This window comes from Thermoanaerobacterales bacterium (assembly GCA_030019475.1).
Lineage (GTDB): Bacteria > Bacillota > Desulfotomaculia > Desulfotomaculales > JASEER01 > JASEER01.
Map to the genome: position 1 here is coordinate 19,693 of JASEER010000023.1, position 14,998 is coordinate 34,690.

Here is a 14,998-nt window from a genome sequence, read left to right on the forward strand (position 1 = left end):
TTTACTGGCGTTCTTGAATATACTTAATGGCGTCCCCAACGGTACGGATCTTCTCGGCGTCGTCGTCCGGGATCTCCATGTCGAAGGCCTCCTCAAACGCCATCACCAGTTCCACAAGATCGAGCGAGTCGGCCCCGAGGTCGTCAACAAAAGAAGCTTCCATCGTTACCTCGTCTTCATCGACGCCCAATTGTTCGACAATGATTCCTTTTACTTTGTCAAAAGTGGACATTACCGTTTCACCCCCCGGTTTACAAGCTTATATAGCCATGCCGCCGTCAACGGCAATGACTTGCCCTGTGATATAACCGGCACCCTCGCTCGCCAGAAAGGTCACCAGTGACGCCACGTCCTCGGGCTTGCCGAAACGGCCGAGCGGGATCTCGCGCAACATCCGCTCCCGCACCTCGGGCCCCAGACTCTCAGTCATATCGGTGACGATGAACCCCGGAGCCACGGCGTTAACCGTGATGTTCCGGGAGCCCAGCTCCTTCGCCAGGGACTTGGTGAGACCGATCAGGCCCGCCTTCGCGGCGGCGTAATTGGCCTGCCCGGCGTTCCCCCGCAGGCCGATGACCGAACTGATATTAATGATGCGGCCGGCACGCGCCTTCAAAAAGTAGCGCAGGCTCGCCTTGACCATATTGAAGGCTCCCGTCAGGTTTACCGCCAGGACGCGCTCCCAGTCCTCATCCTTCATCCGTAAAAGGAGGTTATCACGCGTAATGCCGGCATTATTCACCAGGACATCCAGGCGTCCGAAGGCCTGCACGGCCGCTTCCACCAGGCCGGTCGCCGCGGCGGAGTCGCTGATGTCGGCCTGGTGCATGAGCGCCCGCCGCCCCGCGGCGCGCACCGCATCGGCCACCTCTCCGGCCGTCTCCGGTCGGCTGGCGTAGTTGACGACCACATCAGCCCCCTGCGCCGCCAAAGCCAGGGCGATGGCGCGTCCAATGCCGCGCGAAGCCCCGGTGACAATGGCAACCCTGCCGTCAAGCAACATTTTAGCCAACCTCCCCTAGGCGCGCAACCACTTTTTCCAGCGACTCCTCGTCCTCGACGTTCAGCGCGACCACCTCGCGGTCGGCGATCTTCTTCAACAGCCCGGTCAGGACACGCCCGGGCCCGACCTCGACAAAGACCCGCGCCCCGTCGCTGAGAAGCCTCCGGATGCCGTCCTCCCATAGGACCGGGCTGTACACCTGCCGCACCAGGGCGGCGCGCACCGCCTCGGCGGTCTCCAGGTAGTCGGCGCTGACGTTGCCCACCACCGGCAGGGACGGAGCGTTGAGCCGGACCTGCTGCAACACCTGGGCCAGCTTTTCCCCGGCCGGGCGCATCAGGGAGGAATGGAACGGTCCCGAAACAGCCAGCATTACGCTGCGGCGCGCCCCGGCCTGTCTCGCCAGGGCGACCGCCTGTTCCAGGGCCGTGGTCTGGCCCGCGAGGACCACCTGGCCGGGGCAATTGAAGTTCGCCACCTCAATCACCCCGTGGGCCGATGCGGCCCGGACGACCTCCGCCACCTGTTCCCGGTCCAGCCCGAGGACGGCCAGCATGCCCCCGCTGCCCAGGGGAACCGCTTCCTGCATATACTGCCCGCGCCGGCGGACAAGTTGTACCGCATCCGTGAAAGACAGGGCCCGTGCCGCCACCAGTGCGGCATACTCCCCGAGACTGTGCCCGGCGACAGCGTCGGGCCGTACGCCCCGCGCCTCCAGGGCGCGCAGGCAGGCGATGCTGCTCGTCAAGACAGCCGGCTGGGTATTGACCGTCTTGTTCAGCTCTTCCCGCGGCCCGTTAAAGCAAAGTTCGGAAATAGGCATCCCCAGAGCGGCATCCGCGGCAGCGAAGACGGCCCGCGCTTCCGGAACGGCTTGGGCGAGCCCCTTGCCCATGCCGACGAACTGCGACCCCTGGCCGGGGAACAAAAAGACGGCCTTCATCGTTCTTCCCCGCCGTACCGCCCAAGGCGCCGCATAACCTCCGCGGCCTCGGCGATGATGTCACGAATGATATCCTTCGCCGGTTTCACTTCCGTTACAAGCCCGGCGATCTGCCCGGACATTACGGAACCGTACTCCACGTCGCCCTCCACCATGGCCGCCCGCAGCCGCCCGGTGCCGAGCTTCTCCAACTCCTCCGGGGGAGCGCAGCTCGCTTCCAGCGCTTCAAACTGCCGGGTGAGCTTGTTATACAGGCAGCGGACGGGATGGCCGGTGGGACGGCCGGTGACCACCGTGTCCCGGTCCCGCGCCTTGACAATGGCCGCCTTTACGTTCGGGTGCACGGTGCACTCTTCGGCGCACACAAACCGGGTACCCATTTGCACGCCGACCGCCCCGAGGGCGAAGGCGGCCGCCATCCCACGCCCGTCGCCGATGCCGCCGGCGGCGATCACCGGGATGGATACGGCGTTTACCACCTGGGGCACCAGCGCCATGGTCGTGACTTCCCCTATATGCCCCCCGGACTCCATCCCTTCAGCGATCAGGGCATCGACGCCGGTGCGCTCCAGCCTTTTCGCCAGCGCCACCGACGCCACCACAGGGATGACGCGGGTCCCGGCCGCCTGCAGCGCCGGGACATGCTTCCCGGGGTTACCGGCGCCGGTAGTGACCACGGCTACGCGTTCCTCCAAAACGACGCGCAGTACGTCCTCGGCGAAAGGCGAGAGCAGCATGACATTTACGCCGAAGGGCTTGTCCGTTAGTGACTTCGCCAGGCGGATCTGTTCCCTCGCCCAATCCGGAGGGGCGTTGCCGGTCCCGATGATGCCCAGACCGCCCGCCTCGGAGACGGCGGCCGCCAGCCGTGCCTCGGAAACCCACGCCATGCCTCCTTGCAGGATGGGGTATTCGATGCCCAGCAACTCACACAGTCTGGTCCGGATCAAACCGGCCCCCTCCTTCCGTTCCTGTTTCTTTCCCCGTACCGGTCCATTCCATGGCTATGGCGGCCCAGGTCAGGCCGGCGCCGAAGGCGACCATTACCACCAGGTCACCCGGGCTGACGCGTCCGTCCCTGACGGCCTCCTCAAGGGCCAGGGGAATGGACGCGGCGGAGGTATTGCCGTAACGGTCGACATTGACCACGACCTGCTCCGGGGCGAGACCCAGACGCTTGGCGGCCGCCTCAATGATCCGTACGTTGGCCTGATGGGGGATCAGAATATCGAGCTCTCCTTCCGACCGTCCCGCCGCGGCCAGCACCTCCCGCGTCGCCTCGGGAATGACGCGCACGGCGAACTTGAAGACATCCCGGCCGTTCATCTGAAGGTAGTGCAACCCCCGTTCAACGCTCTCCAGGCTGGCCGGGAGCCGCGACCCGCCGGCGGGTAGCTGCAAAAGGCCGGCGCCCGCGCCGTCGGCGCCCAGCCGCGCCGCAAGGAGCCCTCCCCGGGCCACCGGGGCGACGACGGCCGCCCCGGCGCCGTCCCCAAAGAGGACACAAGTGCTGCGATCCTTCCAATTGGTGATGCGGGAAAGTGTTTCCGAACCGACGACCAGTACCCGGTCACAGGAGCCGGCAGCCACGAATTCCCGGGCTACCGCCAGGCCGTAGATGAAGCCCGAACAGCCGGCGGCCAGGTCGAAGGCCCCGGCCCGTTTCGCCCCGAGGCGGTCCTGGGTCAGGCAGGCGGTCGCCGGGAAAATGGTGTCGGGGGTAGCGGTCGCGACGATAACGAGATCGATATCCGCCGCCGCGAGCCCGGCGTCCGCAAGGGCCCGCCGGGCGGCCTCCAGACCGAGGTCCGAGGTCGCCTCATCGGGGGCCGCGATACGCCTCTCGACGATGCCGGTCCGTTCCCGGATCCACTCGTCGCTGGTATCCACCATCCGTTCCAGGTCGTGGTTGGTCAATACGCGTGCCGGGGCGTATGTCCCCAGGCCGATAATCCCCGCGCGCCGCACCTCAGGCATGGGCGTTGATCGCCCCCTCAGCCTCGATATCGGCCAGCCCGGCGGCGATGGCACTGACCAGTCCGTTCTCGGCGGCCTCCTTGGCGACCCGGACGGCGTTGGTAATCGCCTTCGCCCGTGAACTGCCATGGGCGACGATGGCTACACCGTTCACCCCCAGGAGGGGAACGCCGCCGTACTCATTGTAGTCAAACTGCTGCCGCAATTCCTTTAGCGTCGTCAGAGCGGCAAGGGTCGTGACCTTGGCCAGCAGGTTTTTTTCAACGTGCCTCTGTAGAAAACGTTCCAGGAACATGGCCAGACCCTCACCGGTCTTCAGGACCACGTTCCCGATAAAGCCGTCACAGACCACGACATCGACACCGCCGTGGAAGAAATCCCGGCCCTCAACGTTGCCGATGAAGTTCAGGGGAGCGGACTCCAGGAGTGGGTACGCGGCCAGCGTCAATTCGTTGCCCTTCGTACGCTCCTCGCCGATGCTTAGGAGCCCGACCCGGGGCTTTTTGATTCCCAGGAGCTTCTCCGCGTAGGCGGCACCCATAACCGCAAACTGCACCAGGTGGTGAGGTTTGCAGTCCACGTTCGCCCCCACGTCGAGGATTACCGTGCGCCCCCGGTCGTTCGGGAAAAGGCTGACCAGCGCCGGGCGTTCGATCCCGGCCACCCGGCCGAGGCCAAGAAGAGCGGCCGCCATCAAGGCCCCGGTGTTCCCCGCCGAGACCACGGCGTCCGCCTGCCCGTCCCGCACCAATTCCACGGCGCGCACGACCGAGGCGTCCCGTTTGCGGCGCACGGCCTGTGCCGGGTGCTCACCCATCTCGATGACCTGGCCGGCCTGCACGATGCGCACCGTACCGCCCTGTCCGCTCAGGGCGCGCTTAATCCTTGTTTCGTCCCCTACCAGGGTCACGTCCACACCGAACTCTTTCGCCGCCGCCTCGGCGCCGGCGACTATTTCGCCCGGGGCATAGTCCCCTCCCATGGCATCCAGGGCAATGCGCAACTATGGAACCTCCTGTGGTAAAAGCTCAAAAAATTCTAACTGAGAGTATAACCGAGCTGGTAGAGAAATGCAACAAGGACAAAAAAATAAGCTTTTGGCGAGCCAAAAGCTTATTTTCCATCATTTATCACTTTTTTCGCCTTATAATACCCACATTCGGGGCAAGCGTGATGGGGCATTATCAGGGCCCGGCACTGCGGGCAATGTATCATGCTCGGTGCGGCGAGCCGCATCACCTGCGCACGGCGCAACCGCTTACGTTGCTTCGAGGTCCGCCTCTTTGGGACACCCATTCATTACACCCCCTTTTCTGCGTTTTTTAAAACCGCAGCCAATTTCGCCAGGCGGGGGTCGATATCCTCCCCCGGGCAGGCGCAGGGTCCTTCATTAAGGAGTTTGCCGCACTTCGGGCAGAGCCCCCGGCAATCCTCGCGGCATAGGGGCCGCATCGGCAGGGCCAGGAGCACCGCCTCCCGCAGCCTCTCATCCAGCACCAGCCGTTCGCCGTCCGGCAGGGTTTCCTCGTCGGCATCCTTTGCCGTCCCCTGGCGGTATTTTTCGACTAAGGCGGCGCGGAAGGGGTGGCGGAATTTACCCAGGCAGCGTCCACAGCGGAGTACGGCCTCGCCATCCACGGTACCCTCCAGCCAATAGACGCCTCCAAGGTACGTGACCTGCAAATCCACCCGTACCGGGTCCGGAACCAGTGGTTCTTCCTCGCCCTCGTCCGGGTGACGCAGAGATTCCAGTATCCCCGTCATCGTCAAATGAAGCGGTTGACCCGGGTGCTCACGCAGGGCAGACAGATCGACCTGGAACACAAACCCACCCCGATTCAACATTTGTCATTATAGCCGGCGGGCCGGCCGCTGTCAACAAGGCCTAGGTCTAAAAGCCCCGCCACGGCTAATACACTGATCATAAACCAAGAAAAGGACAAGGGGTTTAATGCGCTTCGCAGGACGGACGCTTTTTGCCTTCGGCGCCCTCGTCTTCGTATCGGCCATGGTTCTGAGCCCCCGGACCGTCTTCGAGGGAGCCACCCTCGGGCTTCAAACCTGGTGGAATATTGTTTTTCCGTCCCTGCTGCCGTTCTTTATCATCTCCGAGCTGTTACTCGGCCTCGGGGTGGTGCGCCTGCTCGGCGTCCTGCTCGAGCCGGTCATGCGGCCTCTTTTCCACCTGCCGGGGGCGGCGTCTTTCGCCGTCGCCGTCGGCTACAGCTCCGGCTACCCCATCGGCGGCGCGGTAACCGCCCGCCTTCGGGCGGAGGGGCTCGTGACACGGGCGGAAGCGGAACACCTGGTGGCCTTCACAAACAACGCCAGCCCGCTGTTCGTGCTGGTCGCCGTGGCCGTGGGGATGTTCAATCAACCCGCCGTCGGTCCCTTCATCCTCAGTGTCCATTACCTGACAAACCTGTTGCTCGGCCTTCTTCTGCGCTTCTACGCCCCGGCGGGGCGAAGCCGGGTCGCCTTCGCCCGCGGCATTTGGCGCCATGCCTGGCGGGGCTTCCTCGAAACAGAAGGGTGTCCGCCGGGACAAATCCTGGGAGAGGCCGTTCGCAGTTCGGTGCAGAAGCTTATGGTTATCGGCGGCTACATTATCTTCTTCGCCGTCGCCATCCGCCTCCTGGCCCATTACGGAGTCCTTGGGCTCCTGGCCCGCCTCCTGGGCACGGCTCTGGCCCCCTTCGGCCTGGACCCGGGACTCTTTGAGCCGATCGTCGCCGGTTGCCTGGAAATGACGCTGGGCACGAAGCTGGCGGCCGAGGCGCCGGTTCCCCTGCTCCATAAGCTGGTGGCCGTCCAGCTCATCCTGGCCTGGAGCGGCCTGTCCATCCAGGCCCAGATGGCGGCCTTTACCGCCGGCACCGATATCCGCCTGCGCCTCTACCTTGTCAGCCGCATCGGTCACGCCGCGCTGGCCGCCCTGGTCACCTGCCTGCTCTTCCCCCTGTGGGAGCCGGTGGCTCCCGCAGCCGTCGTCCCAGCAGCCGGTCCTCATCTTCCGTCCTGGGCAGAACTCCTATGGGTCTCAACGGCGCACGCCCTCATCCAGCCCCTCTTTCTGGCCAGCCTCGGCCTGGCCACCGCCTGCCTGCGGCGGTTACTGCATGGCCTTTAGCTCGTTCCGCCCGGCCTCGACTTCCTTAAGAAGCCTGTCCAGCCTGGACTCGAGCTTGGCAAGGATATCATCCGCGTAATCCCTTGCGCCCAGGCGCATCTCACGGGCCATCTGCTCCGCCTTCTTTAAAAGATCGTCCGCCATCTCCTTCGCCTCGCGCACGATCTCACTCTCCTCGGCCTGGCGGGTGATCTCCTTCCGGGCCTCTTCCAAAAGTCTTTCGGCCTCCTGCCTGGACTCGGCAAGCACCTTCTCGCGCTCCTGGACGACCCATTTCGCCTTCCGTACCTCGTCGGGCAGCAAGGTGCGTATACGGTCCAGGAAATCCAGAACCTTCTCCTCGTCCACGAGCACCTTCTTGGTCATGGGTACGCGGGAACAGCTTTGGATAAACTCCTCCAGTTCATTCAGGACCGACAGCAGCTCCATCCTAATAACCCCCTTGTTCGGTATATGCGGCAAACTTCGCGCGCAACAGTTTCTCAACCAGCGGCGGCACCATGTCGTCCAGGCGTCCGCCGTAGGAAGCCACTTCTTTAACGGCGCTGGAGCTGATAAACGAGTACCTGGCCTCCGTCATTAAGAAAACAGTCTCTATCTCGGGCGCCAGTTTTTTGTTGGTCAGGGCCATGGTAAACTCGTTTTCAAAATCAGACACGGCCCGCAGGCCCCTGATAATGGCCCGTGCCCCGTGGGCGCGGGCGTACCGGACCGTCAGGTCCCGATAGGAATCGACCGTAACGTTGTCCCATCCGGCCAGAACCTGCCGGAGCATCTCCAGCCGCTCGGCCACCGTAAAACACGCGACCTTCGCCCGGTTCTCGGAGACGGCCACGATCAAATGGTCGAAGAGCTGCGCCGCCCGCTGCACGATATCGAGATGGCCGCATGTCACGGGATCGAAACTCCCCGGGTACACCGCAATGCGCAATGTCAATGAACCCCTTCCTCTCCGCTGTTCTCGAGACGGCGGTAAAACGAGAGTGTCGTATCCCCGTAACGCTCACGCCGCCAGAGGGCAAGGCCCGCGATTTCGGCGGGCGGCAGGTGGGTGCGGTCAGACTCGGCCACCGCCATCCCCCCGGGAGCCAACAGGTTATATTGACAGAGAGCCCGTAAGGCGGCGTCTTCAAGCCCCCGGCGATAGGGCGGATCGATGAAGACCAGGTCAAAAGATTCGCCCCCGGCGGCCAGATCGGCCAGCGCACGCTCGAAGGAGTTCCGGTAGACCTCCGCTTTCGGGCCGAGGCCGGTTGCGGACAGGTTGGCCTGCAACACCGCCGCCACGCGGGGGTTCGCTTCCACAAAAACGGCCCGCGCCGCGCCCCGGCTTAAGGCCTCCAATCCCACCGCGCCCGACCCGGCGAACAGGTCCAGAAAACGGCTGCCGGGCACCCACGGAGCCAGGATATTGAAAAGGGCTTCCCGAACGCGGTCGGAAGTGGGCCTTGCGCTGCCTTCCGGCGGCCCCTTCAGCCGCCGTCCTCGTGCCGAACCGCCGATAATCCGCAGCAATGCCACCTCACTACGCAAATTTAAAATTATTATAGCAGGCTTGTGCGGCAAAGAATAGCGCTACAGCCGGTATTAGCATCTTTATCCCCTAATTTCCGTCACCTGGACGGTATATCCCACAGCAGGAGGAACAATGCTAGCAGTGGTTAACTCTATGCGGGAGGTCCAAGGGGTTGAAATTTTGTGGAGTAACCACAGATCTGGCGCTTGAGGCCCATGCCGCCTTGCGTGCCCAGACGGGGGGAGAAATCCCGGGTGTGGCCGTCCGGCAGGAATCTTTTCCGCACGGGCAGGTAACGGTCGTTCAGATCCTGGATGACCGGGGTGCGCAGGCGATGGGCAAGCCCGTAGGGACATACGTGACCCTTGAAGCGCCAGCCATCCGCGAGACGAATCCCCAGGCCCACGCGGCTGTTGTCGAAGTCCTGGCGAAGCACCTGGGAACCTTGATCGACGTGCCGGAGCAAGCGAGCGTGTTGATCGTCGGCCTCGGCAACTGGAATGCCACACCCGACGCCCTTGGACCGAAGGTTGTGAACTACACCCTGGTGACCCGTCACCTTTTTGAGTTCGCCCCCCAGGCCGTACAGCCCGGGATGCGGCCCGTAAGCGCCATTGCTCCCGGGGTACTGGGCATAACAGGCCTCGAAACGGCGGAAGTCGTTCAGGGGATCGTCGAGAAGATGAAGCCGGCGCTTGTTATTGTAATCGATGCCCTGGCCGCCGGTTCCGTCGAGCGCATCGCTTCGTCCATTCAAGTGGCCAATACAGGTCTTAACCCGGGGTCGGGAATAGGCAATAAGCGCCGCGGCCTGACGAAGGAGACGCTGGGCGTTCCGGTGATTTCCATCGGCGTGCCGACGGTGGTGCACGCCGCCCTGATCGCCCGCGAGGCTATTAACCGGCTGTACCGGGCTTACCAGCGAGACGTGCCGGGGCAGGAGATCCTCGAGCCGATTATCAGCGACCTTTTGAAACCGTTCGGCGGGGCGCTCATGGTGACACCCAAGGAAATTGACGACCTGATCCGCAACTGCGCGAAGATCATCGCCGGAGCCCTGACGGCGGCCCTGCACCACGGGGTGACGGCCCGCCAGTATACGACTTATCTGCATTAAAAGAGCAGACGGGCGGCCGCCGTCTGCTCAGTAAAGCCGGTATCTTGCTCTAAGTTACACACCCTGGGTATTGAACGGTTCGGGCGGGGCAGCCTGGGTGACCTGGCCGATGTTGCCGCTCTGCAGCGCCTGCTCGGCGAAGGCCACCATCTTGCGGACCATGTTCCCGCCCACCTTACCGTTAATCCGGGACGGGAGGTCGCCCTTGTCCAGCTGGGCGTAGTTGCCAAGACCGATCTCGGCCGCAACCTCGTACTTCATCTGGTCCAGAGCCCTTCCGGCACCCGGTTGAATGGGAACGTTGGTTTGTCTCGCCATTTTTCCTTACAGCCTCCTTTGGTTTTTTAGTTTGTAGCCTAGTTGTAGTATGACCCCTATCCAACCCTTTATGTTAACACTTTTTAACGCCCTTTCGTCCCCTTACCTTTGGATCGTTCCTCTGTAACTGCCTTAATCTCTCAAAGTCAAGGCCGCTTTCGTACCCAAGCTCATAGTGGCAGTCACCGCCGGCCGGCACTATTGAAACTTCACCTATGTTACTTTTTTTGCTTTTGTTCGCCATTTTTCTGGCCTCCGTTTACGTTCTTCAATTTATTATGCATAAATAACGGCGACATAATGTCGCCATAAAATATTGCATTTTTGCGCCGTAAATGGTATATAGAGTAGAATCTTAACTTATGCCCAAACCTCGCAGAAACTCACCGAAACGGAGCTGCAGGGCGGTCCGCAGACCGGCGTGCACCGGGTCGGCCAGTTCCGGGTCGTGTTCCACCACCCACCGCGCCGCGGCCCTCATCCGCGCCGCCAGATCGAGGTCCCGCGGCAATTGGGCGGCCCGGAAAAGGGGCTGGCCGGATTGGCGCAGGCCGAGGAACTCACCCGGACCGCGAAGCTTCAGGTCGAATTCCGCGAGGGCGAAGCCGTCGGTTGTCCCGCAGACGGCTTCCAGGCGTGCGCGGGCCTCGGGGTTCCGGGCGCTGGATACCAGGAAGCACGAACCCGCCAGGCCCCCTCCCCGGCCCACCCGTCCGCGCAACTGGTGCAGTTGGGCCAGGCCGAAGCGCTCGGCGTCGTAGATGACGATCGTCGTGGCCCGAGGCACGTCGACGCCGACCTCAATGACGCTGGTCGATACCAGGACCTGGATTTCCCCGCGCCTGAACAGCTCCATGACCGCTTCCTTCTCGGCCGGCCGCATCCGGCCGTGCAGCAGGCCGACCCGCAAAGACCGCAAGGGACCGGCCGCCAATCGCCGTTCAAGGTCAACCGCCGCCTGGCTCTGCAGGTTTTCAGACTCTTCCACCAGGGGACAAACGACATAGGCCTGGCGGCCTTCCCCCGCCTCGGCCAGGACATGCCGCCAGACCCGTCCGATATCCCGCGGCCGAACCACCTCGGTCTGCACCGGCTTCCGGCCGGGGGGCATTTCGTCGATCACCGACAGGTCCAGGTCGCCGTACAGGGTAAGGGCCAGGGTCCGCGGGATGGGCGTGGCCGTCATCACCAGCACGTCGGCGGCCAGTCCCTTCTCCTGCAACCGGGCCCGCTGACGAACCCCGAACCGGTGCTGCTCATCGATAACCGCGAGCCCGAGGCGGGCAAAGCCTACCCCTTCCTGGATCAGGGCCTGGGTACCAACCACCACCCCGGCCTGCCCGCCGGCCACGGCCGCGAGCGCCGCGCGACGCTCGGCGGCCCTCATTCCGCCCGTCAGGAGATGAACCTCAATCCCCAGCGGATCAAGCATCTCCCTCAGGCGAAGGTAGTGCTGTTCCGCCAGGATCTCGGTCGGCGCCATCAGGCCCCCCTGAAACCCGCCCTCGACGGCTTTGACCAGCGCCAGGGCGGCGATAACGGTTTTGCCCGACCCGACGTCGCCCTGCAGCAGCCGCCTCATCGGTGCCGCCCGCTGCATGTCCCCGGAGATCTCGCGCCAAACCCGCTGTTGGGCGCCCGTGAGGCGGTACGGCAGGTCGGCCAGGAGCGCCGCCACCAGAGGGCCGTCGGGCCCATGCGGGGCGGGTTTTGTGCGCTGGGTGGCGCCGCGCCGTATAATGGCCAGCGCCGCCTGAAGCAGGAACATCTCCTCGGCCGCGAGGCTGCGCCGCGCCTCTTCTTTCTCCTCCCAGGATGACGGGAAGTGAATGGCCGCCAGGGCTTCGGCAATGGGCAACAGGCGGTGTGCCCGGCGCAACGGCCCCGGGAGCAGGTCGGCCAGCAAAGGAGCCCATTCGTCAAGGGCGGTGCGCACCATCTGGCGGATGACTTTCTGGGCCAGGTTTTCGGTCGCCGGGTAAACGGGGACTATGCGGCCGCTGTGCAGCCCGTCCGCACCGTTCTCCACCGCCTCGTGTTCAAGCACGTTAATCTCGTAACGGCCGAAGGCACGTTTCAACCGTCCGACGACGAAAAGCCGCATTCCGGGGCGGATCTGGCGCAGTATGTAGGGTTGGTTGAACCAGGTGGCGTAGAAGACGCCGTTCCCCCCGTCCAGGGCCAATTTGGTTATTATCAGGCCCCGGCGCGGCCGCAACTCCTGCCCACCGAGGACCACTCCGCCGGCGGTGACCGTCTCCCCTATGCGCTCCGGCACGAGGATGCCGGCGTGCGCCCGGCGGTCCTCGTAGCGCCGCGGGAGGTGGTAGAGGAGATCCCCCACCGAGGCGATCCCCAGGCGGGCCAGGAGTTCCGCCCGCCGCGGGCCCACGCCCTTGAGATATTGCACCGGGTGTGCAAAGGGGTCCCGTGCCGCCATCATAGCCTCCTGTCCGCGTGCCCGCCCCGCACCACCGGTACGGAACGGTTTATTCCTTGCTTCAAGTTTGACAGAGGAAACGCCCACCCCTGCCCGACATTACTTTATCAGGTAGAAAATTGACTCCAAGTCCAGATTTTGCTAAGCTACCTTTAGGACCGGGAAAGGTATTGGTATCGGGGCTCTCCTGCGATGGATATAAATATAACCTAAGATCCTTCATCGAGGTGGGCGTATAAATGCCGGCTGCAACCGTGGGACTGCCACGGGCAATGTCATACTACTATCTGTACCCCTATTTTAAGACCTTCTTCAAGCACCTCGACGTGGAGCTGGTCCTGTCTCCGCCGACAACGAAGAAGACCCTGGAAAAAATGGAGTGCTGTCCTACCGACGAGCCCTGTCTCGCCGTCAAACTCCTTTTCGCTCATGCGCGCGAGTTGATCGATCGGGGCGTGAACCGCCTGCTGGTGCCCTGCCTGGTCAGCCTGGAGCCGAAGAACTTCTGCTGTCCGAAGTTCATCGGCATCCCGTACATGGTCAAGAACGCCTTTCAGGATAAGTCCGAGGTCATCATACCCGAGATCGACCGCTTCCAGGGCCGGCGTGACTGGCAGGAGAGCTTCGTGCGCATCGGCTCTTCCTTCGGGGCCGGGCGCCGGCAGGTGCTCAAGGCTCTACACCATGCCCGGCAGGTACAGGAGCAGTATGAGCGGGCCTGCGTCGGCCGCGGGCTGACCACCCCCGAGGCCTTCGCCCTGTTCGAGGGCCGCCGGCCGCAAGGCGCAACCCGGGCGATGGGTGACGCGCTTCCCACCGTCGGCGTAATCGGCCACCCCTACATTCTTTACGACGCCTTCAGTATCGACATCCTTAAGCGGTTCCAGGAGTACGGACAGGTTCTCACGGCGGAAATGGTGCCCGCAGCCGAGGCCCGCCGCCAGGTCGCCCGGGTGGCGGAGGGCGAGCGGCTCTGGAGCTTCGAGGCCCAGATCCTCGGGGCCGCCCTTTATTACCTGGAACACCGGATGGTCGACAAGCTGGTCCTGGTGGGGTCCTTCGAATGCGGACCGGAGTCGGTCATCGAGTCCTACGTGGAGGCCGAAGCCGCCCGCCGGGGGGTGCCTTTCCTTCTCCTGACCATTGATGAACATACGGGTGAAGCCGGCCTGGTAACCCGCATCGAGGCCTTCATGGACGTCCAGCCCCTGCCGGCGTCCAGGCGGCCCGCCGCCGAACAACGTCCTGCTTCCGAGTTGCCGGGGCCGCGGCGGGAGCCTTTCGTCATCGGGCTGCCGACCATGGGCCACCTCGACGTCGCCATCCGCTCCGCGCTGAACGAGTGCGGCGTCGAAACTCTGAAGACACCCCATGCCAGCAAGGAAATCCTGGAACTGGGCAAAGTCCTCGCGCCGGAGTTCGTCTGCCTGCCCTTCACCATCACCCTCGGGCAGATGCGCTGGCTCTTGGACCACGGGGCGACAAACATCCTGATGGTGGGCGGCAAGGGCAAGTGCCGCCTGGGCTGGTACGCCCAGATCCAGGACCTTTTCCTGCGTCGCCTGGGCTACGATTTCAACATGCTCATCATCGACTCCCCCGTGCCCTTCCGCGAACGCTGGGCCGGGTTCCGGGAGGTCATCAAGCGCGCCACCAACGGCACCCCCTGGCTCAAGACCCTGCGCGCGCTCTATTTCGGCTATCACAAGATGGCGGCCATCGACGAGGCGGAACGGGTCCTGCACCGCCTGCGCGCCTTCGAGGCCGAACCGGGAACGGGCGACCGCCTCTTCAAGCAGTTTATCCGCAGAATCGAACAGGCTTCCCAGACCGCCGACGTCTGGCGGCTCAAGGATGATTTCCTCGCCGAGGCCGCCGCCGTACCGGTCGAAGAAACGGACCCGGTCCGGGTGCGGATCGTGGGCGAGATCTGGGTCGTCCTGGAGTCCTATGTCAACCTGCACCTGGAAGAAATGCTGGGCAAATCCCGTGACCCCCGGGTGTGGGTGGACCGTGAGATTTCGGCCACCACCTGGTTCCACCAGCACCTCTTCCCAACGCGGGAAGCGACCGAACGCAAGCAGCGCATTAAGGAGACCGCCGCCCGCTACCTGGGCGCCGAGGTCGGCGGCCACGGCCATGTCAGCGTGGGCCTGACGGCCCTGGCCCGGGAGGAGGGTATCGACGGCGTGGTGCACCTGATGCCCTTCACATGCATGCCCGAGATCGTCGCCCAGAACATCATGGTCCGTATTTCGCAGGACTACGACCTTCCCGTGCTGACCTTCATCATCACCGATCAGACCGGCGAAGCCGGGTTCGAAACCCGGGTGGAGGCCTTCCTCGACATCCTCAAAGACCGCCGGACGGCCGATCACGGGGTAGGTACTTCCGCCCTGCCAAACCTCGCCTTGACCTAAGGAGGAGGCTTCAAAGAATGCGCTATTACCTCGGTATTGACGTAGGCAGTGTCACCACCAAACTGGCCCTGATCGACAAGGACTTCAACCTTTATTTCAGTTCCTACATTCGGACCGAAGGGGGTCCGATCAAC

General features: G+C 63.7%; 16 protein-coding genes. 3 read left to right on the top strand and 13 right to left on the bottom strand.

The annotated features are described in order from the left end of the window. Window position 1 precedes the first annotated feature (1 nt). The 8 genes from QMC81_07475 to QMC81_07510 form a co-directional block, all read right to left on the bottom strand. Window positions 2–232, bottom strand: a complete 231-nt coding sequence (locus tag QMC81_07475) for an acyl carrier protein (protein MDI6907308.1) — start codon at window positions 230–232, stop codon at window positions 2–4. 27 nt (window positions 233–259) lie between these two features. Then, entirely contained in the window at window positions 260–1,003 is a 744-nt protein-coding gene (gene fabG / locus QMC81_07480) for a 3-oxoacyl-[acyl-carrier-protein] reductase (GenBank protein ID MDI6907309.1), read from the bottom strand. A gap of 1 nt (window position 1,004) precedes the next feature. Next, window positions 1,005–1,946, bottom strand: coding sequence for an ACP S-malonyltransferase (gene fabD / locus QMC81_07485; protein ID MDI6907310.1), 942 nt, complete (start codon window positions 1,944–1,946; stop codon window positions 1,005–1,007). After that, complete coding sequence (gene fabK / locus QMC81_07490; GenBank protein MDI6907311.1) at window positions 1,943–2,896, bottom strand: enoyl-[acyl-carrier-protein] reductase FabK; 954 nt, start codon at window positions 2,894–2,896, stop codon at window positions 1,943–1,945. Before fabK ends, fabD begins: the two co-directional genes overlap by 4 nt. Then, entirely contained in the window at window positions 2,874–3,923 is a 1,050-nt protein-coding gene (locus QMC81_07495; protein MDI6907312.1) for a beta-ketoacyl-ACP synthase III, read from the bottom strand. Before QMC81_07495 ends, fabK begins: the two co-directional genes overlap by 23 nt. Next, window positions 3,916–4,926 carry a phosphate acyltransferase PlsX gene (gene plsX / locus QMC81_07500; GenBank protein ID MDI6907313.1) on the bottom strand — a complete coding sequence of 337 codons (1,011 nt, stop codon included), beginning with the start codon at window positions 4,924–4,926 and terminating at the stop codon, window positions 3,916–3,918. The genes QMC81_07495 and plsX overlap by 8 nt, the downstream gene beginning before the upstream one ends. A 110-nt stretch (window positions 4,927–5,036) precedes the next feature. Then, a complete protein-coding gene (gene rpmF, locus QMC81_07505) occupies window positions 5,037–5,219 on the bottom strand; it encodes a 50S ribosomal protein L32 (protein MDI6907314.1) in 183 nt (60 codons plus the stop codon). 3 nt (window positions 5,220–5,222) lie between these two features. Beyond that, a complete protein-coding gene (locus tag QMC81_07510) occupies window positions 5,223–5,747 on the bottom strand; it encodes a DUF177 domain-containing protein (protein MDI6907315.1) in 525 nt (174 codons plus the stop codon). A gap of 127 nt (window positions 5,748–5,874) precedes the next feature. Between QMC81_07510 and ylbJ the strand changes: the two genes are divergently transcribed. Then, a complete protein-coding gene (gene ylbJ, locus QMC81_07515; GenBank protein ID MDI6907316.1) occupies window positions 5,875–7,053 on the top strand; it encodes a sporulation integral membrane protein YlbJ in 1,179 nt (392 codons plus the stop codon). On the opposite strand, the gene QMC81_07520 is transcribed toward ylbJ, so the two are convergent. The 3 genes from QMC81_07520 to rsmD are packed head-to-tail and all read right to left on the bottom strand — an operon-like array spanning window position 7,036 to window position 8,568. Further along, on the bottom strand, window positions 7,036–7,482 hold the full coding sequence (locus QMC81_07520) for an ATPase (protein ID MDI6907317.1): 447 nt from the start codon (window positions 7,480–7,482) through the stop codon (window positions 7,036–7,038). The genes ylbJ and QMC81_07520 overlap by 18 nt on opposite strands. A gap of 1 nt (window position 7,483) precedes the next feature. Beyond that, window positions 7,484–7,984: a pantetheine-phosphate adenylyltransferase gene (gene coaD, locus QMC81_07525; GenBank protein ID MDI6907318.1), complete on the bottom strand. Its 501-nt coding sequence runs from the start codon at window positions 7,982–7,984 to the stop codon at window positions 7,484–7,486. A 2-nt stretch (window positions 7,985–7,986) separates the two neighbouring features. Continuing rightward, on the bottom strand, window positions 7,987–8,568 hold the full coding sequence (gene rsmD, locus QMC81_07530) for a 16S rRNA (guanine(966)-N(2))-methyltransferase RsmD (protein MDI6907319.1): 582 nt from the start codon (window positions 8,566–8,568) through the stop codon (window positions 7,987–7,989). Window positions 8,569–8,741: 173 nt separating this feature from the next. On the opposite strand from rsmD, the gene gpr reads away from it, so the two are divergent. Then, complete coding sequence (gene gpr, locus QMC81_07535; protein MDI6907320.1) at window positions 8,742–9,686, top strand: GPR endopeptidase; 945 nt, start codon at window positions 8,742–8,744, stop codon at window positions 9,684–9,686. A 54-nt stretch (window positions 9,687–9,740) separates the two neighbouring features. Here the strand turns inward: gpr and QMC81_07540 are convergent, their stop codons facing one another. Further along, window positions 9,741–10,004, bottom strand: a complete 264-nt coding sequence (locus QMC81_07540; GenBank protein ID MDI6907321.1) for an alpha/beta-type small acid-soluble spore protein — start codon at window positions 10,002–10,004, stop codon at window positions 9,741–9,743. A gap of 355 nt (window positions 10,005–10,359) precedes the next feature. Then, window positions 10,360–12,444: an ATP-dependent DNA helicase RecG gene (gene recG, locus QMC81_07545; protein ID MDI6907322.1), complete on the bottom strand. Its 2,085-nt coding sequence runs from the start codon at window positions 12,442–12,444 to the stop codon at window positions 10,360–10,362. A gap of 239 nt (window positions 12,445–12,683) precedes the next feature. On the opposite strand from recG, the gene QMC81_07550 reads away from it, so the two are divergent. Beyond that, a complete protein-coding gene (locus QMC81_07550; GenBank protein ID MDI6907323.1) occupies window positions 12,684–14,864 on the top strand; it encodes an acyl-CoA dehydratase activase-related protein in 2,181 nt (726 codons plus the stop codon). Window positions 14,865–14,998 lie beyond the last annotated feature (134 nt).